The sequence below is a fragment of the Streptomyces sp. NPDC049577 genome (assembly GCF_040675635.1).
Classification (GTDB): domain Bacteria; phylum Actinomycetota; class Actinomycetes; order Streptomycetales; family Streptomycetaceae; genus Streptomyces.
On sequence record NZ_JBFAPH010000045.1, the window covers coordinates 1 to 21,176 of the forward strand.

Annotated in this window: 17 protein-coding genes; 14 read left to right on the plus strand and 3 right to left on the minus strand. The window is 71.9% G+C overall.

The annotated features are described in order from the left end of the window. On the plus strand, positions 1-1,238 hold a 1,238-nt coding region (locus tag AB0K09_RS08405; RefSeq protein WP_366064515.1), incomplete at its 5' end, for an AAA family ATPase. A 209-nt stretch (positions 1,239-1,447) separates the two neighbouring features. Next, positions 1,448-2,866, plus strand: a complete 1,419-nt coding sequence (locus AB0K09_RS08410; protein WP_366064516.1) for a sugar porter family MFS transporter — start codon at positions 1,448-1,450, stop codon at positions 2,864-2,866. Between the two features lie 315 nt (positions 2,867-3,181). On the opposite strand, the gene AB0K09_RS08415 is transcribed toward AB0K09_RS08410, so the two are convergent. Continuing rightward, the gene (locus AB0K09_RS08415; RefSeq protein ID WP_366064517.1) at positions 3,182-4,651 is read right to left on the minus strand and encodes a cytosine permease; all 1,470 of its coding nucleotides are present in this window, start codon (positions 4,649-4,651) and stop codon (positions 3,182-3,184) included. A gap of 347 nt (positions 4,652-4,998) precedes the next feature. Between AB0K09_RS08415 and ftsY the strand changes: the two genes are divergently transcribed. Beyond that, positions 4,999-6,243: a signal recognition particle-docking protein FtsY gene (gene ftsY / locus AB0K09_RS08420; RefSeq protein WP_366064518.1), complete on the plus strand. Its 1,245-nt coding sequence runs from the start codon at positions 4,999-5,001 to the stop codon at positions 6,241-6,243. A 91-nt stretch (positions 6,244-6,334) separates the two neighbouring features. Here the strand turns inward: ftsY and AB0K09_RS08425 are convergent, their stop codons facing one another. Then, complete coding sequence (locus AB0K09_RS08425; protein ID WP_366064519.1) at positions 6,335-7,030, minus strand: bifunctional DNA primase/polymerase; 696 nt, start codon at positions 7,028-7,030, stop codon at positions 6,335-6,337. 545 nt (positions 7,031-7,575) lie between these two features. Between AB0K09_RS08425 and AB0K09_RS08430 the strand changes: the two genes are divergently transcribed. From AB0K09_RS08430 to ffh, 5 genes are all read left to right on the plus strand, one after another. Beyond that, positions 7,576-9,087 carry a hypothetical protein gene (locus AB0K09_RS08430; RefSeq protein ID WP_366064535.1) on the plus strand — a complete coding sequence of 504 codons (1,512 nt, stop codon included), beginning with the start codon at positions 7,576-7,578 and terminating at the stop codon, positions 9,085-9,087. Between the two features lie 330 nt (positions 9,088-9,417). Then, positions 9,418-10,713 carry an ammonium transporter gene (locus tag AB0K09_RS08435; protein ID WP_366064520.1) on the plus strand — a complete coding sequence of 432 codons (1,296 nt, stop codon included), beginning with the start codon at positions 9,418-9,420 and terminating at the stop codon, positions 10,711-10,713. Beyond that, positions 10,710-11,048 (plus strand): P-II family nitrogen regulator, encoded by a 339-nt coding sequence (locus AB0K09_RS08440; protein WP_366064521.1) that lies wholly within the window; start codon positions 10,710-10,712, stop codon positions 11,046-11,048. Before AB0K09_RS08435 ends, AB0K09_RS08440 begins: the two co-directional genes overlap by 4 nt. A 23-nt stretch (positions 11,049-11,071) precedes the next feature. After that, the gene (locus AB0K09_RS08445) at positions 11,072-13,618 is read left to right on the plus strand and encodes a [protein-PII] uridylyltransferase (RefSeq protein ID WP_366064522.1); all 2,547 of its coding nucleotides are present in this window, start codon (positions 11,072-11,074) and stop codon (positions 13,616-13,618) included. 107 nt (positions 13,619-13,725) lie between these two features. Continuing rightward, the gene (ffh, locus tag AB0K09_RS08450) at positions 13,726-15,264 is read left to right on the plus strand and encodes a signal recognition particle protein (RefSeq protein WP_366064523.1); all 1,539 of its coding nucleotides are present in this window, start codon (positions 13,726-13,728) and stop codon (positions 15,262-15,264) included. Positions 15,265-15,350: 86 nt separating this feature from the next. On the opposite strand, the gene AB0K09_RS08455 is transcribed toward ffh, so the two are convergent. After that, positions 15,351-16,187, minus strand: coding sequence for an SAM-dependent methyltransferase (locus tag AB0K09_RS08455; RefSeq protein ID WP_366064524.1), 837 nt, complete (start codon positions 16,185-16,187; stop codon positions 15,351-15,353). A gap of 236 nt (positions 16,188-16,423) precedes the next feature. Between AB0K09_RS08455 and proS the strand changes: the two genes are divergently transcribed. From proS to trmD, 6 genes are all read left to right on the plus strand, one after another. Beyond that, on the plus strand, positions 16,424-17,839 hold the full coding sequence (gene proS, locus AB0K09_RS08460) for a proline--tRNA ligase (RefSeq protein WP_366064525.1): 1,416 nt from the start codon (positions 16,424-16,426) through the stop codon (positions 17,837-17,839). 267 nt (positions 17,840-18,106) lie between these two features. Then, positions 18,107-18,697: a hypothetical protein gene (locus tag AB0K09_RS08465; protein ID WP_366064526.1), complete on the plus strand. Its 591-nt coding sequence runs from the start codon at positions 18,107-18,109 to the stop codon at positions 18,695-18,697. A gap of 179 nt (positions 18,698-18,876) precedes the next feature. Further along, on the plus strand, positions 18,877-19,311 hold the full coding sequence (rpsP, locus tag AB0K09_RS08470) for a 30S ribosomal protein S16 (protein ID WP_366064527.1): 435 nt from the start codon (positions 18,877-18,879) through the stop codon (positions 19,309-19,311). Between the two features lie 2 nt (positions 19,312-19,313). Next, complete coding sequence (locus AB0K09_RS08475; RefSeq protein WP_005311361.1) at positions 19,314-19,553, plus strand: RNA-binding protein; 240 nt, start codon at positions 19,314-19,316, stop codon at positions 19,551-19,553. 96 nt (positions 19,554-19,649) lie between these two features. After that, complete coding sequence (gene rimM / locus AB0K09_RS08480; RefSeq protein ID WP_366064528.1) at positions 19,650-20,270, plus strand: ribosome maturation factor RimM; 621 nt, start codon at positions 19,650-19,652, stop codon at positions 20,268-20,270. Continuing rightward, positions 20,270-21,085, plus strand: coding sequence for a tRNA (guanosine(37)-N1)-methyltransferase TrmD (gene trmD, locus AB0K09_RS08485; RefSeq protein ID WP_366064529.1), 816 nt, complete (start codon positions 20,270-20,272; stop codon positions 21,083-21,085). The genes rimM and trmD overlap by 1 nt, the downstream gene beginning before the upstream one ends. Positions 21,086-21,176 lie beyond the last annotated feature (91 nt).

Below are 21,176 nucleotides of genomic sequence, written 5' to 3' on the forward strand. Positions count from 1 at the left end.
GACGTCGGCGAAGCTCTCCGAGCTCGCCACCGCCTCTCGCACCCGCTCCTCCGGCAGAGCGAGGCCTCCAGGTCCGTACCCACGAGGAACGCGTCAAGGCGCTCGCCGGCCGGGCGGACTCCCTCGACCGCGCGGCGCGCGCCGAGCGCGAGGCGCGGGCGCGGGCCGCGCAGCGCACTGCCCGGCTGCGCCACGAGGCCCAGGTCGCCACGGCCGTCGCCGCCGGCGCCCGGCAGCTGCTGGCCCACGTCGAGGTCTCCCTCGTACGCGCGGAAGAGGAGCGGAACGCCGCCGAGAGCGCCAAGGCCGGGCGCGAGCGGGAACTGGTCGAGGGCCGCAACCGCGCCCGCGAGCTCAAGGCCGAGCTGGACAAGCTGACGGACTCGGTGCACCGCGGCGAGGTGCTGGGCGCGGAGAAGCGCCTGCGCATCGAGCAGCTGGAGGCGAAGGCGCTGGAGGAACTGGGCGTCGACCCCGCGGCCCTGGTCGCCGAGTACGGCCCGGACCAGCCCGTGCCGCCCTCGCCCCCGGCCGAGGGGGAGGAGCTGCCGGACGACCCGGAACACCCCCGCAACCTGCCCGTCCCCTACGACCGCGCGGCGCAGGAGAAGCGCCTGAAGGCGGCGGAACGCGCGTACCAGCAGCTGGGCAAGGTCAATCCGCTCGCCCTGGAGGAGTTCGCGGCGCTCGAGGAGCGGCACCGCTTCCTCTCCGAACAGCTGGAGGACCTGAAGAAGACCCGGGCCGATCTGCTCCAGGTCGTCAAGGACGTCGACCGGAAGGTCGAGGAGGTCTTCACCGAGGCCTACCGGGACACGGCGCGCGAGTTCGAGGGCGTCTTCTCGCGCCTCTTCCCCGGCGGCGAGGGCCGGCTGGTCCTCACGGACCCGGACGACATGCTGGCCACGGGCGTGGACGTGGAGGCCCGGCCGCCGGGCAAGAAGGTCAAGCGTCTCTCCCTGCTCTCCGGCGGGGAGCGCTCCCTGACGGCGGTGGCCCTGCTCGTCGCCATCTTCAAGGCCCGCCCGAGCCCCTTCTACGTGATGGACGAGGTCGAGGCGGCCCTGGACGACACCAACCTCCAGCGGCTGATCGGGATCATGAAGGAGCTCCAGGAGAGCTCGCAGCTGATCGTGATCACGCACCAGAAGCGGACGATGGAGGTCGCCGACGCGCTGTACGGCGTGTCGATGCAGGGCGACGGCGTCTCGAAGGTCATCAGCCAGCGGCTGCGCTGAGCAACACCCCTTTGACTTCAAGTGTTGAAGTCAAGTCCTGGGGAAACCTCCTGACAACTTCTTCGTCACACACTATTGACTTCGAAAAATGAAGGCATAGGGTCTCCCACGTTGCTAACGCCTTCAAGTGATGCCATTTGATCTTGGATTCACCTAGGCGCGCCCCCTCATTTCCCCAGGCAACGTCGCCGGGGTTCCAGGAGTTCACGTTGACCAGCACTGCGACGGCGCAGGGGTCCGAGGCCCGTAAGGCCCAACCGGATCACCTCGGCCACGTCATCTTCATCACCGCGGCCGCGGCCATGGGTGGCTTCCTCTTCGGCTACGACAGCTCCGTGATCAACGGCGCCGTCGAGGGCATCCGGCAGAAGTACGACATCGGGTCCGCCGCCCTCGCCCAGGTCATCGCCATCGCCCTGATCGGCTGCGCCATCGGCGCCGCCACGGCGGGCAAGCTCGCCGACCGGATCGGCCGCATCCGCGTCATGCAGATCTCGGCCACGCTCTTCACGATCAGCGCGGTCGGCTCGGCCCTGCCGTTCTCCCTGTACGACCTCGCCTTCTGGCGGGTGCTCGGCGGCATCGCCATCGGCATGGCCTCGGTCATCGGCCCGGCCTACATCGCCGAGGTCTCCCCGCCGGCCTACCGAGGCCGTCTCGGCGCCTTCCAGCAGGCGGCCATCGTCGTCGGCATCGCCATCTCCCAGCTGGTCAACTGGGGCATCCTCAACATGGCCGACGGCGACCAGCGCGGTCACGTCATGGGCATCGAGGCCTGGCAGCTGATGCTCGGCGTCATGGTGATCCCGGCCGTCCTCTACGGCCTGCTCTCCTTCGCCATCCCCGAGTCGCCCCGCTTCCTGATCTCGGTCAACAAGATCGACAAGGCCAAGGCCGTCCTCGCCGACGTCGAGGGCCGCGACACCGACCTCGACGCCCGGGTGCGCGAGATCGAGCACGCCATGAACAGCGAGCAGAAGTCCACCTTCAAGGACCTCCTCGGCGGCCGCTTCGGCTTCCTCCCGATCGTCTGGGTCGGCATCGGCCTCTCGGTCTTCCAGCAGTTCGTCGGCATCAACGTCGCGTTCTACTACTCCTCGACGCTGTGGCAGTCGGTGGGCGTCAACCCCGAGAGCTCGTTCTTCTACAGCTTCACGACGTCGATCATCAACATCGTCGGCACCGTGATCGCCATGGTCCTCGTCGACCGCATCGGCCGTAAGCCGCTGGCCCTCGTCGGCTCCGCCGGTATGGCCGTCTCCCTCGCCCTGGAGGCCTGGGCCTTCGCCTCCAAGAGCGCGGACGGCACCCTGCCGACCACCCAGGGCACGGTCGCCCTCGTCGCGGCCCACGCCTTCGTGCTCTTCTTCGCGCTCTCCTGGGGCGTCGTGGTCTGGGTCTTCCTGGGCGAGATGTTCCCCAACCGCGTCCGCGCCGCGGCTCTCGGCGTCGCCGCCTCCGCGCAGTGGGTCGCCAACTGGGCCATCACGGCCAGCTTCCCGAGCCTGTCGGACTGGAACCTCTCGGGTGCGTACGTGATCTACGCGGTCTTCGCCGTGCTCTCCATCCCCTTCGTGATGAAGTTCGTGAAGGAGACGAAGGGCAAGGCGTTGGAGGAGATGGGCTAAACCCCGCCGCCCTGCTCCTCACCGGAAACGCCCTGGTTCGCCCCGCGAACCGGGGCGTTCCCCTTGTGCGGGGCGCGGCGATCGCCTGCGGGCCGGTGGCTCTGCCGGTTCTCCCCCGCCCGCCCACCCGCCACCCGCACCGATACGTGGCCGTGCGGGTCCGGATCGCCCATTCGTACGACTCACCGCACGGTCTGCCACCGGTCGGCTTTCCGGATGACGGGTGGGCGGGTGGGAAAAGGCCCCCACCTGCCCACAGGTGGAAAAACCGAAGGGCCCCCTCCGCAGTGGAAGGGGGCCCTTGGGGTCGCGGGGTCAGCGCGATTCGCGCGGCGTCGGCAGGACTGCCATCAGGATCGCCGAGATGGCGATCGTCGCCGCCCACCCCAGGCCGTACTTGCCGACGAACGTCGAGGCCAGCGGCCCCGTGAACCACGCGCACTGCGTGAAGCAGAGGCCCGCCACCAGCGCGACGGCCCACGCCGTCATCGCCTGCCAGCAGAAGCCGCCCACGTACCAGTACTTGCTCGTGCGGCCCGTGTCCATCAGCGCTTCCGCGTCGTAGCGCACGGCCCGCGAGCGGCGGCGCGCCATGTCCACCGCGTAGACGCCGATCCACGCGGAGAACGAGACGGCCAGCAGGATCAGGAACGTGATGAAGGAGCTCAGGAAGCTCTTGGCGACCAGCATCAGCAGCAGACCGCCGACCAGCGAGATCACCGCGTTGATGCTCACGGCGAGCGCGCGCGGCAGCTTGACGCCCATGGTCTGCGCGGTGAAGCCGGCCGAGTACATCGAGAGGCTGTTGATCAGCAGCATGCCCACGATCGCCGTCACCAGGTACGGCACCGCCAGCCACGTCGGCAGGATGTCGCCCAGGAAGGACACCGGGTCCGGCGCGTCGGCCAGCTTCGGCGTCGAGACCGCCATCACCGCGCCCATGAGCACCATCGGCACCATGACGATGCCGGCGCCGGAGACCGTCGCGCCGACGATCTTCTTGCCGGAGGCCGCGTGCGGCAGGTACCGGGCGAAGTCCGGGCCGGTCGGGACCCAGCTGATGCCGCCCGCGGCGATGGTGCCGATACCGGCGATCATCATCGCGGTCGAGCCGGCCGGCTTGGAGAAGACCTCGTTCCAGTCCATGTGGGCGATCAGGTAGCCGAGCACCAGCACGCTGAAGACGCCGAACAGGTACGTCGACCACTTGTTGCACACGTTGAGCGCCTTGCGGCCCATGCCGCTGACGAGGAACGTACAGGCCACGAACGCGAAGAGGGTGATGACGATCAGCGGGGTGCTGCTTTTGACCCCGAACACGAGGTCGAGCACGGTCAGCACCGCGTAGGCGCCCGTGACCGCGTTGATCGTCTCCCAGCCGAAGCGGGCGACCCAGAGGATCGCGCCCGGGAAGAGGTTGCCGCGCACGCCGAACGTCGCGCGGGAGAGCATCGCGCCCGGGGCGCCGCCCCACTTGCCGGACACCGACACCACGCCGACGAGGCCGAACGACGCGAGCGCCGCGCACGCGGCGACGATCAGGACCTGCCAGAAGTTCAGCTCGTTGAACACGACCAGCGCCGCGCCCATGGTGAGCAGCAGCACGCTGATGTTGGCGGCGACCCAGGTCGGGAACAGCTCCCGGACCCGTCCGCGCCGCTCGTTGTCCGGCACGGGTTCGATGCCGCGCGTTTCGATCGCGCTCTCGGAATCGGTGGGGGACACGCGGGACACGGTGTCGGTGGACGCGGTGTCGGGCGACACGACGTCGGACACATCGGCCATGAAGGGAGCTCCGTGCAGTGTGAAGCGAGGGGCGGCGAAGGGGCCCGACATGGCCGGGAGGAAGCCGCCAGGGCAAAAAGGAACGCTGGGACTCTACGCGCGTCGCACAGCGCCACGCCATCGTACTTTGATCTAACTTTGGCCGGTTAGTGCCATTGGTCCTTGTGGCTTCGTATGAAGCGAGTGGCCTTCGCGTCGCTTTTTCTTCACCTGCGCGACGCTTTGCCGTCGCTTTCGTGCCGCAAACGGGCCGCGAACGGCCGCGACCGTGCCGAGTCGGGGTCGTGTCCCGGCCGTGTCCGCGGCGAGGCCGCCGTGAGCCCCCTGTGTCCGATACTGGGTGCGTTATGGAAATCGTCATCCTTGCTGTAGTCATCGCTGTGGTCGCGCTCGGCGCGATCAGCGGGCTCGTGGTCAGCAGCCGCAAGAAGAAGCAGCTGCCCCCGGCGCCGCCGAGCAGCCCGTCCGTCACCGCGCCGCCCGCCGAGCCCCACATCGGCGAGGAGGCCGAGACCCCGCGCGACGAGTCGCGCCGGACCGTGGAAGAGGTGGAGCTCCCGCCGGCCGAGGCGCCGGCGCCCGAGGAGACCGTCACCGAGCCGGAGGCCCCGGCCGCCCCCGAGGCGCCCGAGGCGCCGCAGATCGAGGTTCCCGAGCCCACCGCCGGCCGTCTCGTGCGGCTGCGCGCCCGGCTCTCCCGCTCCCAGACCACCCTCGGCAAGGGCCTGCTGACCCTGCTCTCCCGCGAGCACCTCGACGAGGACACCTGGGAGGAGATCGAGGACACGCTGCTCACCGCCGACATCGGCGTCGCGCCCACGACCGAGCTGGTCGAGCGGCTGCGCGAGCGCGTCAAGGTGCTCGGCACCCGTACGCCGGAGGAACTGCGCGGCCTGCTGCGCGAGGAACTGCTCGCCCTGATCGGCACGGACGCCGACCGCAGCCTCCACACCGAGCCCGGCGTGGGCGTGAACGGCGAGGAGAAGCCCGGCGTCGTCATGGTCGTCGGCGTCAACGGCACCGGCAAGACGACCACCACCGGCAAGCTCGCCCGCGTGCTCGTCGCGGACGGCAAGTCCGTGGTGCTCGGCGCGGCGGACACCTTCCGCGCCGCCGCCGCCGATCAGCTCCAGACCTGGGGCGAGCGCGTGGGCGCCCGCACCGTCCGCGGCCCGGAGGCCGGCGACCCGGCGTCGGTCGCCTTCGACGCCGTCAAGGAGGGCATCGCCGAGAACGCGGACGTCGTCCTCATCGACACCGCCGGCCGGCTGCACACCAAGACCGGCCTCATGGACGAGCTCGGCAAGGTCAAGCGCGTCGTCGAGAAGCACGGCGCGGTCGACGAGGTGCTGCTCGTGCTCGACGCCACCACCGGCCAGAACGGCATGGTGCAGGCGCGGGTCTTCGCCGAGGTCGTATCGATCACCGGCATCGTCCTGACCAAGCTGGACGGCACGGCCAAGGGCGGCATCGTGGTCTCGGTCCAGCGCGAGCTGGGCGTCCCCGTGAAGCTGGTGGGCCTGGGCGAGGGCCCGGACGACCTGGCCCCGTTCGAGCCGGAGGCGTTCGTCGACGCCCTGATCGGCGACTGACCGCGGCGCGCCGGCCCCGGCCGGTCGCGCGCAGACGGGCGAAGGGCCCTGTTCGCAGCCGAACCGCTGCGGACGGGGCCCTTCGCCCGTCTCACGTCCCGGCGGCTCCCGCCGGCCCGCCACCGATTCCGGACCGGTGGCACACGTACGCCAGCGTGCCCAGCAGCAGCCGGGCCTCCGGCGGCCGCCCGGCGGTGTCCAGCGTGGGCGGGCGCAGCCACCGCATCGGGCCCAGGCCCGCGAAGTCGGAGGGCGGCGCGGTGACGTGATCACCCGTGCCCAGGCCGCGCAGGTCGAGCCGGGTGTCGTCCCAGCCCATGCGGTAGAGGAGCCGGGGGAGCTCCGCGGCGGCGCCGGGGGCGACGAAGAACAGCGCCCGGCCGTGCGGCGTCAGGGCGACGGGGCCCAGCGGCAGCCCCATCCGCTCCAGCCGAGCCAGGGCGTGCCGGCCGGCCGCCTCGGCGACCTCCAGGACGTCGAAGTGCCGGCCGACGGGCAGCAGAACGGCCGCGCCCGGCACCTCGGCCCAGGCGACGGCCGCCTCGTCCAGCGTGGAGCCGGCCGGGACGGGCGGGGCGAAGGAGAGCGGGTGGGCCCCCGGGGCCGGGCAGTCGGCGGCGCCGCACGAGCAGGTCACCCGCCCGCCGCGGGCCGCGCGGGCCCCCGGCACGACGTCCCACCCCCACAGGCCGGTGTACTCCGCGACGGTGGTCACGCACTCGGACGCGCGGCCTCGGCGCCGAGAGGTCGAGCGAAGATCCCGGATGCCGCCGATTGTGAAGCCCATGCCCCCTCCAACGGGTCGTGCTCGCAGTTGGTTACGTGTCGGAGTGTCTCGGACACGCAGGGTCGCGGACCTCTGCTCCGTGGCGGCGCGACGGTGTGGCCGAGGTGGTGCGGGGCAGTGTGCGCGCCCGGTGGCGCATCCACGCACCTCCTTCCCGTCCCGGCGTGCGCTTCTCCTGTGCCGAGTGGTGTCAAGTCAATCGCTCCCGGCGGCCCCGCAGTTCATTCGTTGGGGTGGCGAATGGTGGCGTTTGCTGGACTGCCCTCGCCTGAGCGGTGATCGTAGGATTACTTTCGGTGCATGAACCCCGGGAGACGCACTCCGCCGGCGGACATGCCGGTGGGGTATGCCGGAGGCATGGCGCCATCGCTCTCCCGGCCGTCAGGCACCGGCCAGGCCGGTGCATCGCCGGACAGACCGCCGTCGCAGACGGCATGCTGTTGGCGGTTCGCGCAGAGAGCAGAGTTCCGGATGGGGGCGTTCCAGTGAGTGGCGACGTCAGCGGCACCGAGAGTGCCGGCACGGTCGACGGCGTGACCGGCGGCATGACCGCCGAGCGGGCCGGCGACGGCGCCGGTGACAAGCCCGGCGAGAAGCCCGCCAAGGCCCCCAACGAACAGCTCAACTCCTGGTTCCTGCGCAGCGGCTGGTCCAAGGGTGAGCTGGCCCGGCAGGTCAACCGCCGTGCCCGGCAGCTGGGCGCCCACCACATCAGCACCGACACCTCCCGGGTGCGCCGCTGGCTGGACGGCGAGCAGCCGCGCGAGCCCATCCCCAAGATCCTCTCCGAGCTGTTCTCCGAGCGGTTCGGCTGCGTCGTCGGCGTCGAGGACATCGGCCTCCGCCCGGCCCACCAGTCGCCCTCCGTCTCCGGCGTCGACCTGCCCTGGGCCGGCCCGCAGACCGTCGAACTGCTCAGCGAGTTCTCCCGCAGCGACCTGATGCTCGCCCGCCGCGGCTTCCTCGGCACCTCCCTCGCCCTCGCCGCCGGCCCCTCCCTCATCGAGCCCATGCAGCGCTGGCTCGTCCCCGGCCCCACCGGCAAGGACGCCACCCCCCGGGCCGAGGCCCCCGCGCAGGAGCGCGGCAAGCGCGCCCGGCTCTCCGACCCCGAGCTCCAGCTGCTGGAGTCCACCACCCGCATGTTCCGCCAGTGGGACGCCCAGTGCGGTGGCGGTCTGCGCCGCAAGGCCGTCGTCGGCCAGCTCCACGAGGTCACCGATCTGCTCCAGGAGCCGCTCCCGGACGCCACCGCCAAGCGCCTCTTCGTCGTCGCCGCCGAACTCGCCGAGCTCGCCGGCTGGATGAGCTACGACATCGGTCTGCACCCCACGGCCCAGAAGTACTTCGTCCTCGCCCTGCACGCCGCCAAGGAGGCGGGCGACCGTCCCCTCGGCTCCTACATCCTCTCCAGCATGAGCCGGCAGATGATCCACCTCGGCCGGCCGGACGACGCCCTGGAGCTCATCCACCTCGGGCAGTACGGCTCCCGCGAGACCGCCACCCCCCGCACCCAGGCCATGCTCTACGCCATGGAGGCCCGCGCCTACGCCAACATGGGCCAGCCCGCCAAGTGCAAGCGCGCCGTCACCCTCGCCGAGGACTGCTTCGCCGACTGCCTCCCCGCCGACGGCGACCCCGACTGGATCCGCTTCTTCTCCGAGGCCGAGCTCAACGCGGAGAACGCCCACTCCTACCGCGACCTCGCCTACGTCGCCGGCCGCAGCCCCACCTACGCCTCGCTCGCCCGCCCCAAGATGGAGACCGCCGTCGAGCTCTTCTCCCAGGACAGCGAGCACCAGCGGTCGTATGCGCTCAACCTCATCGGCATGGCCACCGTGCATCTGATGGAGCGTGAGCCCGAGGAGTCCGCACAGCTCGCCGCCCGGGCCCTGAAGATCGCCCGGCAGGTCCGCTCCGAGCGGGTCAACAACCGCCTCCGCAAGACCGTGGACACCGCCGTCCGTGACTTCGGGGACGTCGCCGAAGTCCGCGAGCTCACCGAGCAACTCGCCGCCCAGCTGCCGGAATCCGTGGAGGCCGCCCACGCGGTCTGACCCTTCCGGCCCCCGACCCCGGCCGCGGCGACCCTCCCGTACACCCCGACTCGGCTCCCCCACGCCAGGTCGCCCAGGACGGTCGCCGCGGCCGGACCCATGCCTCCGCACACCCCGCCCGGCCCACCGCGGGAGGGTAGCCACGGCCCCCGGCGGCCCACCGGCGATTCACCCACGCGTAACACCGCCGCCGCCTTCGTCACCCGTGCGAAACAACCGGCGGCATCCGCTGAAACCCCGCTGCGTCAACCTCTTGCCGACACCGGCCCCCTTCCCGACCGCCCGCACCGGGGGCACGGCACGGGCCGCCGATGCGAGGAGACAGCCACCGTGAATGGCGCAGACACAGCATTCGTATTGATCAGTGCCGCGCTCGTGATGCTGATGACACCGGGCCTGGCCTTCTTCTACGGCGGCATGGTCCGGGTCAAGAGCGCCCTCAACATGCTGATGATGTCCTTCGTCTCGCTCGGCATCGTCACCGTCCTGTGGGTGCTCTACGGCTACTCCCTCGCCTTCGGCGACGACATCGGCGCGGGACTGCTCGGCAACCTCGACCATCTCGGCCTGAAGGGCATCGGCCCCGAGACGCTCACCGGCGGCAAGGAAGGCATCCCCGTCTTCGCCTTCGCCCTCTTCCAGCTGATGTTCGCCGTGATCACCCCGGCCCTGATGAGCGGCGCCCTCGCCGACCGCGTGAAGTTCAGCGCCTGGACCCTCTTCATCACCCTCTGGGTCACCGTCGTCTACTTCCCCGTCGCGCACTGGGTCTGGCAGCCCGACGGCTGGCTCTTCAAGCTCAAGGTGATCGACTTCGCCGGCGGCACCGCCGTCCACATCAACGCCGGCATCGGCGCCCTCGCCGCCGTCCTCGTGGTCGGCAAGCGCATCGGATTCAAGAAGGACCCCATGCGCCCCCACAGCCTCCCCCTCGTCATGCTCGGCGCCGGACTGCTCTGGTTCGGCTGGTTCGGCTTCAACGCGGGCTCCGCCCTCGCCGCCAACGGCATCGCCGCCAACATGGCCCTCAACACCCAGGTCGCCACCGGCGCCGCCATGATCGGCTGGCTCGCCTACGAACGCGTCAAGCACGGTGCCTTCACCACCCTCGGCGCCGCCTCCGGAGCCGTCGCCGGCCTCGTCGCCATCACTCCCTCCGGCGCCGCCGTGAACGCCTTCGGCGCCCTGCTCATCGGCGTCGTCGCCGGAGCCGTCTGCTCCTGGGCCGTCTCGTGGAAGTTCCGGCTCGGCTTCGACGACTCCCTCGACGTCGTCGGCGTCCACCTCGTCGGCGGCGTCATCGGCACCCTCCTCGTCGGCCTCCTCGCCACCGACGGTGTCGGCGGCGCCACCCAGCTCGGCCGCCAGGCCGCCGGAGCCTTCGCCGTCATGGCCTACTCCTTCGCCGTCTCCTGGCTCCTGGCCAAGCTCGTCGACAAGACGATCGGCTTCCGCGCCTCCGAGGACGACGAGGTCGCCGGCATCGACCGGGCCTTCCACGCCGAGACCGCCTACGACTTCAGCGCCGTCGGCGGCAGCACCGCCGCCGCCCGCACCGCCCCCGCCCACCACAATGAGCGCACCGAGCGCCCCGAGCAGCCGCACAGCAAGAAGGTGGACGCATGAAGCTCATCACCGCCGTCGTCAAGCCGCACCGCGTCGAGGAGATCAAGGACGCACTGCGCGCCTTCGGCGTCCACGGCCTCACCGTCACCGAGGCCAGCGGCTACGGCCGCCAGCGCGGCCACACCGAGGTCTACCGCGGCGCCGAGTACACCATCGACCTCCTGCCCAAGGTCCGCATAGAGGTCCTCACCGAGGACGCCGACGCCGACGACGTCATCGACGTCATCGTCAAGACCGCCCGCACCGGAAAGATCGGCGACGGCAAGGTCTGGGTCGTCCCCGTCGAGACCGTCGTCCGGGTACGCACCGGCGAGCGCGGCCCGGACGCGCTCTGACCCACCACCCGAGGAGAGCCGACGTGACGGACACCGGCCGGGGCAATGCCCCGCACCCGACAGCGGACATGCCCCCGGAGGGTGGTCCGCGCCTGCCCGGGGAGGGGGCCGGCGTCGGCCGGGGCAGTGCTCCGGAGCCGGCAGGGGGTGGCGCGCCCGGCGCGCCGCAGGCGATCGGCTACGCGGCCGCGCGGCTGCGGCTGCTGGGGCAGGAGCCGCCCTCCGGGCCCGCCCTGCGCACCGCCCTCGCCCGCCTCACCGACGACTGGCTCACCGGCCTCCTCGGCCCCGCCGACGGCGTCGCCCTCGTCGCCGTCGGCGGTTACGGGCGTGGCGAGCTCTCCCCGCGCAGCGACCTCGACGTCCTCCTGCTGCACGACGGCACCGCCGACGCCACCACGCTCGCCGCCCTCGCCGACCGCGTCTGGTACCCGGTCTGGGACATGGGCGTCGCCCTCGACCACTCCGTCCGCACCCTCGCCGAGGCCCGCAAGACCGCCGCCGGCGACCTCAAGGCCCACCTCGGCCTCCTCGACGCCCGCCACCTCGCCGGCGACCGAGCCCTCACCGCCGCCCTGCGCACCACCGCCTACGAGGACTGGCGCGCCCAGGCCCCCGCCCGTCTGCCCGAACTCCGCGAGATGTGCGAGGACCGTGCCCGCCGCCAGGGCGAACTCCGCTTCCTCCTCGAACCCGACCTCAAGGAGGCCCGCGGCGGACTCCGCGACGCCACCGCCCTGCGCGCCGTCGCCGCCTCCTGGCTCGCCGACGCCCCCCGCGCCGGTCTCGAAGCCGCCCGCACCCTCCTCCTCGACACCCGCGACGCCCTCCACCTGACCACCGGCCGCGCCACCGACCGTCTCACCCTCCAGGAACAGGACCAGGTCGCCGCGAGCCTCGGCCTGAGCGACGCCGACGCCCTGCTGCGCCGCGTCTACGAGGCCGCCCGCACCATCTCCTACGCCGCCGACGTCACCTGGCGCGACGTCGGCCGCGTGCTGCGCGCCCGCTCCGGACGACCCCGCCTGCGCCGCGTTCTCGGCGGCCGCGGCGGCCGGGGCGGCTTCACCGAGCCCGAGCGCGTCCCGCTCGCCGAGGGCGTCGTCGAACAGGACGGCGAAGCCGTCCTCGCCCGCACCGCGCGGCCCGAACAGGACCCCCTCCTGCCGCTGCGCGCCGCGGCCGCCGCCGCCCAGGCCGGCCTGCCCCTCGCCCCGCACACCGTGCGCCGGCTGGCCGCCGCACCACCGCTGCCCGCGCCCTGGCCCGCCGAGGCCCGCGACCGCCTCGTCGCCCTCCTCGGCGCCGGCGAGCCCGCCGTCGCCGTCTGGGAGGCCCTGGAGACCGAGGGCATCGTCGCCCGGCTCCTCCCCGAATGGGAGCACGTCCGCTGCCGCCCCCAGCGCAACCCCGTGCACCGCTGGACCGTCGACCGCCACCTCGTCGAGACCGCCGTCCAGGCGTCCGCCCTCACCCGCCGCGTCGACCGCCCCGACCTGCTCCTCCTCGCCGCCCTCCTGCACGACATCGGCAAGGGCCGCCCCGGCGACCACTCCGCCGCCGGCGAGGTCCTCGCCCGCGACGTCGCCACCCGCCTCGGCCTCGACCACGCGGACACCGGCACCCTCGCCGTCCTCGTCCGCCACCATCTGCTCCTGGCCGAGACCGCCACCCGCCGCGACCTCGACGACCCCGCCACCGTGCGCACCGTCACCGACGCCGTCCCCGACGTGGCCACCCTGGAGCTCCTGCACGCCCTCACCGAGGCCGACGCCCGCGCCACCGGGCCCACCGCCTGGACCACCTGGCGCGCCTCCCTCGTCGCCGACCTCGTTCGGCGCACCCGCGCGGCCCTCGCCGGCCGGCCCGTACCGCCCCGCCCGGAGCGGCTCGCGCCCACCGCCGAGCAGGAGCGCCTGGCCGTCGAGGCCGCCCGCACGGGCGGCCCGGTCGTCACCCTGCACGCCCGCCCGGACACCGGGACCGGTACGGGTGAGGAGCCCGTCGGCGTCCGGCTGCTCATCGCCGTACCCGACCGCCCCGGCGTCCTCCCGGCCGCCGCCGGCGTCCTCGCCCTGCACCGGCTGACCGTGCGCTCGGCCGAACTCCGGGCCGTCGAGCTCCCCGAGCCGCTCGCCGGGACGGGCGTCCTGCTGCTGACCTGGCGGGTCGCCGCCGAGTACGGCTCCCTGCCGGAGGAGGCGCGGCTGCGCAACGACCTCCTCCGCGCCCTGGACGGCTCCCTCGACATCCCCGCGCGCCTGGCCGAGCGCGAGAGCGCCTACACCCGCCGCCGCAGGCCCCCGCACGCGCCCCCGCGCGTCACCGTCGCCCCGGCGGGGTCGAGCGACGCCACGGTCCTGGAGGTCCGCGCCCAGGACGCCCCCGGCCTGCTCCACCGCGTCGGGCGGGCCCTGGACGCGGGGGGCGTGTGGGTGCGGAGCGCGCACGTGAGCACGCTGGGGGCGAGTGCGGTGGACGCCTTCTACGTGACCGGAGCGGACGGCGCGCCGCTGGGGGAGCGGGAGGCCGGAGCGCTGGCGCGGGGGGTGGAGGAGGCGCTGGGCTGAGGGGCGCGACGCCGGGACCGCTCGGGTGCGGGTCACACAACCCGAGCGGCCGGATACCCTGGACGACGACTGTCCCTGCCGCCGACCACCGAGGATCCACGACCGCCGTGTTCGATACCCTCTCCGATCGCCTTTCCGCGACTTTCAAAAACCTCCGTGGCAAGGGCCGGCTCAGCGAGGCCGACATCGACGCCACGGCGCGCGAGATCCGCATCGCCCTCCTCGAGGCCGATGTCGCCCTCCCCGTGGTGCGGGCCTTCATCAAGCAGGTCAAGGACCGGGCGATGGGCTCCGAGGTCAGCCAGGCGCTGAACCCGGCCCAGATGGTGATCAAGATCGTCAACGACGAGCTGATCACCATCCTCGGCGGCGAGACCCGCCGCCTCCGCTTCGCCAAGACCGCGCCGACCGTGATCATGCTCGCCGGTCTGCAGGGTGCCGGTAAGACCACGCTCGCCGGAAAGCTCGGCCGCTGGCTGAAGAGCCAGGGCCACGCGCCGCTGCTCGTCGCCTGTGACCTCCAGCGCCCCAACGCCGTCAACCAGCTCGCGGTCGTCGCCGAGCGTGCCGGTGTCGGCGTGTACGCGCCGCAGCCGGGCAACGGCGTCGGCGACCCGGTGCAGGTCGCCAAGGACTCGATCGAGTACGCGCGCACCAAGCAGTACGACATCGTCATCGTCGACACCGCCGGCCGCCTCGGCATCGACGCCGAGATGATGCAGCAGGCCGCGGACATCCGTGACGCGGTGCAGCCGCAGGAGATCCTCTTCGTCGTCGACGCCATGGTCGGTCAGGACGCGGTCAACACCGCCGAGGCCTTCCGGGACGGCGTCGGCTTCGACGGCGTCGTGCTCTCCAAGCTCGACGGCGACGCCCGGGGCGGTGCCGCGCTGTCGGTCGCGCACGTGACCGGCAAGCAGATCATGTTCGCCTCGAATGGCGAGAAGCTGGACGACTTCGACGCGTTCCACCCGGACCGCATGGCGTCCCGCATCCTCGGCATGGGCGATGTGCTCAGCCTGATCGAGAAGGCCGAGCAGACCTTCTCCCAGGCCGAGGCCGAGAAGATGGCGGCCAAGCTCGCCAAGGGCCCCAAGGAGTTCACGCTCGACGACTTCCTGGCCCAGATGGAGCAGGTCCGCAAGATGGGCTCCATCTCGAAGCTGCTCGGCATGCTGCCCGGCATGGGGCAGTTCAAGGACCAGATCAACAACCTCGACGAGCGCGAGGTCGACCGCACCGCCGCGATCATCAAGTCCATGACCCCGGCCGAGCGCCAGGACCCGACGATCATCAACGGCTCGCGCCGCGCCCGTATCGCCCGGGGTTCGGGCGTGGACGTCAGCGCGGTGAAGAACCTGGTGGAGCGCTTCTTCGAGGCGCGCAAGATGATGTCCCGCATGGCGCAGGGCGGGATGCCCGGTCTCCCCGGCATGCCGGGCATGGGCGGTGGCGCCAAGAAGAAGAAGCAGGTCAAGCAGGCCAAGGGCAAGCGTCAGTCGGGCAACCCGATGAAGCGCAAGGCCGAGGCCGAGGCCGCCGCCGCGCGCCGGGAGCAGGCGCAGACCGGCGATGCGCCGAGCCTGCCGGGCCAGGGCGGTCAGCCCTTCGAACTCCCGGACGAGTTCAAGAAGTTCATGGGCTGACACCCGGCCCCTGACACACGCCGCGCAGCGCCCCGACGGTCACCGTCGGGGCGCTGTTCGCGTCGGTGCGGCCCGTGGCGTGGCCGTCAGTGCCGCCGGACGCGTGCGATGAGGTAGCGGAAGACGTTCGGCATCCACACCGTGCCGTCGGTGCGCACGTACGGGTGGAGGGCCTCGATGAGCTCCTTGACGACCTGGTCCTCGTCGGTCGCGCGGGCGGCCGCGTCGAAGGCGCCGGTGGAGAGCAGCCCGCGGACGGCGCTGCCGAGGTCGGCGTAGCCGTACGGGCAGGAGACGCGGCCGGAGCCGTCCGGTCGCAGTCCGGCGCGGGCGGCCAGGTCCTCGAGGTCGTCCCGGCCGCTGGGACGCCAGCGGGCGGGGGCGCACATCGGGTCTGCGAGCCGGGCCGCGACCCTGAGCGCCCCCGATGCGGCACAACGCTCCTGCGGGCCCCAGCCGGCCAGGACGACCGGGGTGCCGTGGGCGGCGCGTGCGGCCGCCTCCGCGAGGTCCCGGGCGAGCCCGTCGACCGTGCGGCCCGCGCCGAGAAGCGGGTCGAAGGCGGTGACGAGGGTGAAGGGAGGGTCTCCCGGGTCGTGGGCGGAGGCGGGGCCGCCGAGGCCGAGCCGGGCGCCGGGGGCGGAGCCGCCCTCGGGGGTCAGCCGGTCGCGGGCCAGTTCGAGCCGGCGCTCGTCACGGTCGGTGCCGCAGACGGCGGCGCCGCGGGCGGCCGCCATGAGCAGGGCGAGGCCGGAGCCGCAGCCCAGGCTGAGCAGCCGGGTTCCGGAGCCGACCTCCAGTCGTTCGTACACCGCCTCGTAAAGCGGTACCAGCATCCGTTCCTGGATTTCCGCCCAGTCGCGGGCCCGCGACTCGGGCGACGATGAGGACGGCGCGTGCCGCCGCACGAGGGTTGGTGTCATCGAAAGCGCCCCATTCGCCAAGACGTGCAAGACGTGTCCGGTCCGTAGCTGCCGCCCCCATGTGCTGTCGTGCGCTGCTGCCGATTCCCCCCATGCCAGAGAACTCCGCTTCGGTCCGTGAGTCCAGGGGACGGCGCGAGAACGTTCGTCCGCCGGCCGGGAAGCGCGGCCGGGAAGGCGGGGTTGCGAGTGGACGGATTCACACTCGGACTGACCGGCCCCGTACCATGCCCACCATGGCAAAGGCTCCCATTCTCACTCCCCAGGCGGAAGACTTCCCGCGCTGGTACCAGGACTTGATCAACAAGGCCGAGCTGGCCGACAACGGCCCGGTGCGCGGCACCATGGTCATCCGCCCGTACGGGTACGGGCTGTGGGAGCGCATGCAGCAGGAGATGGACGCCCGGATCAAGGACGCGGGCGCCTCCAACGCGTACTTCCCCCTCTTCATTCCCCAGTCGTACCTGACGCGCGAGGCCGAGCACGTCGAGGGCTTCGCGCCGGAGCTCGCCGTCGTCACGCACGGTGGCGGCAAGGAGCTGGAGGAGCCGGTCGTGGTGCGGCCGACCTCCGAGACGATCATCAACGAGTACTTCTCGAAGTGGGTGCAGAGCTACCGCGACCTGCCGCTGCTCATCAATCAGTGGGCGAATGTCGTGCGTTGGGAGATGCGTCCGCGCGTCTTTCTCCGTACGAGCGAATTCCTCTGGCAGGAGGGTCACACCGCGCACGCGACCTATGAGGACGCGCGCGACTACGCGGCCCGCATTCACCGGGACGTCTACTACGACTTCATGGTGAACGTGCTCGGCATCGACGTGGTGCTGGGCCGCAAGACGCCCAAGGAGCGCTTCGCCGGCGCGATCAACACGCTCACCCTCGAGGGCATGATGCGTGACGGCAAGGCGCTGCAGATGGGCACCAGCCACGAGCTCGGCCAGAATTTCGCGAAGGCGTTCAACACCTCCTACCTGTCCAAGGACGGGCAGCAGGAGCTGGTCTGGCAGACGTCCTGGGGCGTGTCGACCCGTATGGTCGGCGGTCTGATCATGTCGCACGGCGACGACAACGGTCTTCGGGTGCCGCCGCGTCTGGCGCCGGTGCAGGCCGTGGTCCTGGCGATCAAGGGCGACGACGCCGTGATCGCCAAGGTGCGGGAGATCGGTGACGTGCTGAAGGCCGCCGGCGTGCGGGTGCAGGTGGACGACCGCACCGACACTCCGTTCGGCCGCCGCGCGGTGGACTGGGAGCTCAAGGGCGTGCCGGTCCGGATCGAGATCGGTCCGCGCGACCTGGAGAACGGCACCGCGATGCTGGCCCGCCGGATCCCCGGCGGCAAGGAGCCGGTGCGCATCGAGGAGCTGGCCGCGCTGCTGCCGAAGGTCCTGGAGGAGGACCAGGAGCTGCTGCTGCGCCAGTCGCGCGAGCGCCGTGAGTCGCGGACGACGGACGTGAAGACGATCGAGGAGGCCGCGGAGGCGGCGGCCGCCGGCGGCTGGGCGCGCATCCCGTGGGCGACGCTGGGCGCGGAGGGCGAGGCCAAGCTGGCCGAGCAGGCCGTGACGGTGCGCTGCCTGGTCGGTGCCGACGGGTCGGTGCCGGAGTCGGACGACGCCCCGGGCGCCGTCGCGATCGTCGCGCGCGCGTACTGAGCACCGTCGCCCCGGCGTGAGCCCATCGGCTCGCGCCGGGGCGTTCGTGCTTTCCGGGGAGGCGGGGTCCCGCGCGCTGACTGCGGAGTCAGTACGTCCTGTTGTGCGAACGGGTGCGCTACTTCTCCGGCTTCTCCGTAGCTTCTCCGTAGATCTGCGCACCCGCCCTCGTCAGGGCGTATGAGTCGGGAAACTGACTGGTACGTGCAAAATATTTGGGATGGCCCGGTATCGGAACACCGGGCCGTCCCTGCTCGTTGTCACGACGTGAGCACGACACCACCTGTTCTCGCCGCAGAGCTGGCGCAGGCGTGGGCCGACATTCAGCGGTACCACCCCGAGCTGCCGGATCTAGCCGCGCCCGAATCGTTGATCGGGGAGTCGTCGTCCGCCTGTGGCGCCGAGCTCTCCTTCGAAAGGCTGCTGCACGAGGCAGTGCACGGCATCGCGGCCGCCCGCGGTGTCCGGGACACTTCGCGTGCCGGCCGCTATCACAACCGCCGCTTCCTGGCGATCGCCGAGGAGCTGGGGCTCGACCACAGCGATGAGCCGCATCCCAGCAGCGGCTTCTCGCTGGTCGTGCTCAACCCCGAGGCGCGCAGGCGCTACCGCCCCACGATCGAGAGACTGCAGCGGGCACTCAAGGCGCATTCGGCCGCCACCGCGGCCGACACCTCGCGGACCTTCCGCGGCCCGGCGGCGCGCCACGGCTCGTCCGGCGGGGGAGTGCGTGTGAAGGCCGTGTGCGACTGCGGGCGGAACGTCCGTGTCGTGCCGTCGGTCCTCGCGCAGGCTCCGATCATGTGCGGCGGCTGCGGCCAGCCGTTCCGGATCCCGGAGACGGTGTCGGTCGGCTGATCGCGGCCGGCGCGTCGCAGACCCCGCCGCACGGTGTGGCACAATGGGCAGCTGTACTCGACAGCCGCACAGGACCCCTCTCTCCTCCGGCTGACGCGTCCATCGGGCACCCGAGTACCGCAACCCCACGTGGCATCTCGTTGTGCCCAACCACGTCAAGACCAGGAGACACCACTCCCGTGGCAGTCAAGATCAAGCTGAAGCGTCTGGGCAAGATCCGTTCGCCTCACTACCGCATCGTCGTCGCCGACTCCCGTACCCGCCGTGACGGCCGGGCCATCGAGGAGATCGGTCTGTACCACCCGGTGCAGAACCCCTCGCGCATCGAGGTGAACAGCGAGCGCGCCCAGTACTGGCTGGGTGTCGGCGCGCAGCCGACCGAGCCCGTTCTGGCCATCCTCAAGGTCACCGGCGACTGGCAGAAGTTCAAGGGTCTGCCGGCCCCGGCCCCGATGCTCACCGCCGAGCCGAAGGCCGACACCAGCGGTCTCTTCGAGGCCGCCGTCAACGCCGCCGGCGAGGCGAAGGGTGAGGCCATCACCCCGAAGGCCAAGAAGTCGGAGAAGAAGGACGAGGCCGAGGCTGCCGAGTCCGCCGAGTCGACCGAGGCCTGAGGATGCTCGAGGAGGCCCTTGAGCACCTCGTGAAGGGCATCGTCGACAACCCCGACGACGTGCAGGTCGCCTCGCGCAACCTGCGCCGCGGGCGCGTGCTGGAGGTCCGGGTCCACCCCGACGACCTCGGCAAGGTGATCGGCCGCAACGGCCGCACCGCCCGCGCCCTGCGGACCGTCGTGGGCGCCATCGGCGGCCGTGGCATCCGCGTCGACCTCGTCGACGTGGACCAGGTCCGCTGAGGGCGATGTGAAGCACCGGCACGGGCCGGGAAGGGTTTCCCTTCCCGGCCCGTTGTCGCGTTCGTACGGAACACAGTGAGAAGGACAGGATCGATCGTGCAGCTCGTTGTCGGGAGGATCGGCCGCGCCCACGGCATCAAGGGCGAGGTCACGGTGGAGGTGCGCACGGACGAGCCCGAGCTGCGGCTCGGACCGGGCGCCGTGGTGGGCACGGACCCCGCCGGTGTGGGGCCGCTGACCATCGAGTCCGGCCGGGTGCACAGCGGCCGGCTGCTGCTGCGCTTCGCCGGCGTCAACGACCGCACGGCCGCCGAGGCGCTGCGCAACACCCTGCTGGTCGCCGACGTGGACCCGGACGAGACCCCCGAGGACCCGGAGGAGTTCTACGACCACCAGCTGATCGACCTCGACGTGGTCACGCTCGACGGCACGCCTGTCGGGCGCATCACCGAGATCGCCCATCTGCCGTCGCAGGACCTGTTCATCGTCGAGCGGCCCGACGGCGGCGAGGTGATGATCCCCTTCGTCTCCGAGATCGTCACGGAGATCGACCTGGACGAGCAGCGCGCCGTCGTCGACCCGCCGCGCGGGCTCCTCGACGCCGAGCAGGCGGAGGTCGCGAGCTCCCGCGACGCCGAGGCCGAGGCCGAGGTCGAGGCCAAGGGTGACGCCGAGGCCGGTACCGAGGCCGGGCGCGGCACCGAGGGTGACGCCTGATGCGCCTCGACATCGTCACGATCTTCCCCGAGTACCTCGAACCGCTGAACGTCTCGCTCGTCGGCAAGGCCCGCGCGCGCGGCCGGCTCGATGTGCGCGTCCACGACCTGCGGGAATGGACGCACGACAAGCACAACACCGTCGACGACACCCCGTACGGCGGCGGGCCCGGCATGGTCATGAAGCCCGAGCCCTGGGGCGAGGCCCTCGACGCGATCATCGCCTCCGGCGAGGAGGGCGCGCGGCCCGTGCTCGTCGTGCCGACGCCCAGCGGCAAGCCGTTCACCCAGGCGCTCGCCGTCGAGTTGTCCGAGAAGCCGTGGCTGGTCTTCACCCCCGCCCGCTACGAGGGCATCGACCGCCGCGTCATCGAGGAGTACGGCGAGAAGCTCGATGTGCGCGAGGTCTCCATCGGCGACTATGTGCTGGCGGGCGGCGAGGCTCCCGTCCTGGTCATGGTCGAGGCCATCGCCCGGCTGCTGCCCGGGGTGCTGGGCAACGCCGAGTCCCACCGCGACGACTCCTTCGCCCCCGGCGCCATGGCCGACCTGCTGGAGGGCCCGGTCTACACCAAGCCGCCGGAGTGGCGCGGCCGCGGCATCCCGGACGTCCTGCTCAGCGGCCACCACGGCAAGATCGCCCGCTGGCGGCGGGACGAGGCCTTCCGGCGCACCACCGTCAACCGGCCGGACCTCATCGAGCGCACCGACCCGGCGGCGTTCGACAAGAAGGACCGCGAGATGCTCTCGATCCTGGGCTGGGCGCCCGGCGAGGACGGCCGATTTGGGCGGGTGGACCAGTCCGTGGAAGAATGAGCCGTTGCCTTGCGTCCGGCGCACGCCCCTGCCACAGGGGGAACGACGTCCGCCCGGCGCTTCCGGCAGCCATTCCACTTCAGTACGAATT

Coding starts and splice junctions, on each gene's coding strand:
- proS (WP_366064525.1), top strand. CDS start 16,424: ATGGCAAAGGCTCCCATTCTCACTCCCCAGGCGGAAGACTTCCCGCGC.
- AB0K09_RS08475 (WP_005311361.1), top strand. CDS start 19,314: ATGCTCGAGGAGGCCCTTGAGCACCTCGTGAAGGGCATCGTCGACAAC.
- AB0K09_RS08425 (WP_366064519.1), bottom strand. CDS start 7,030: ATGGGCTTCACAATCGGCGGCATCCGGGATCTTCGCTCGACCTCTCGG.
- AB0K09_RS08455 (WP_366064524.1), bottom strand. CDS start 16,187: ATGACACCAACCCTCGTGCGGCGGCACGCGCCGTCCTCATCGTCGCCC.
- AB0K09_RS08430 (WP_366064535.1), top strand. CDS start 7,576: ATGACCGCCGAGCGGGCCGGCGACGGCGCCGGTGACAAGCCCGGCGAG.
- AB0K09_RS08440 (WP_366064521.1), top strand. CDS start 10,710: ATGAAGCTCATCACCGCCGTCGTCAAGCCGCACCGCGTCGAGGAGATC.
- ftsY (WP_366064518.1), top strand. CDS start 4,999: ATGGAAATCGTCATCCTTGCTGTAGTCATCGCTGTGGTCGCGCTCGGC.
- trmD (WP_366064529.1), top strand. CDS start 20,270: ATGCGCCTCGACATCGTCACGATCTTCCCCGAGTACCTCGAACCGCTG.
- AB0K09_RS08415 (WP_366064517.1), bottom strand. CDS start 4,651: ATGGCCGATGTGTCCGACGTCGTGTCGCCCGACACCGCGTCCACCGAC.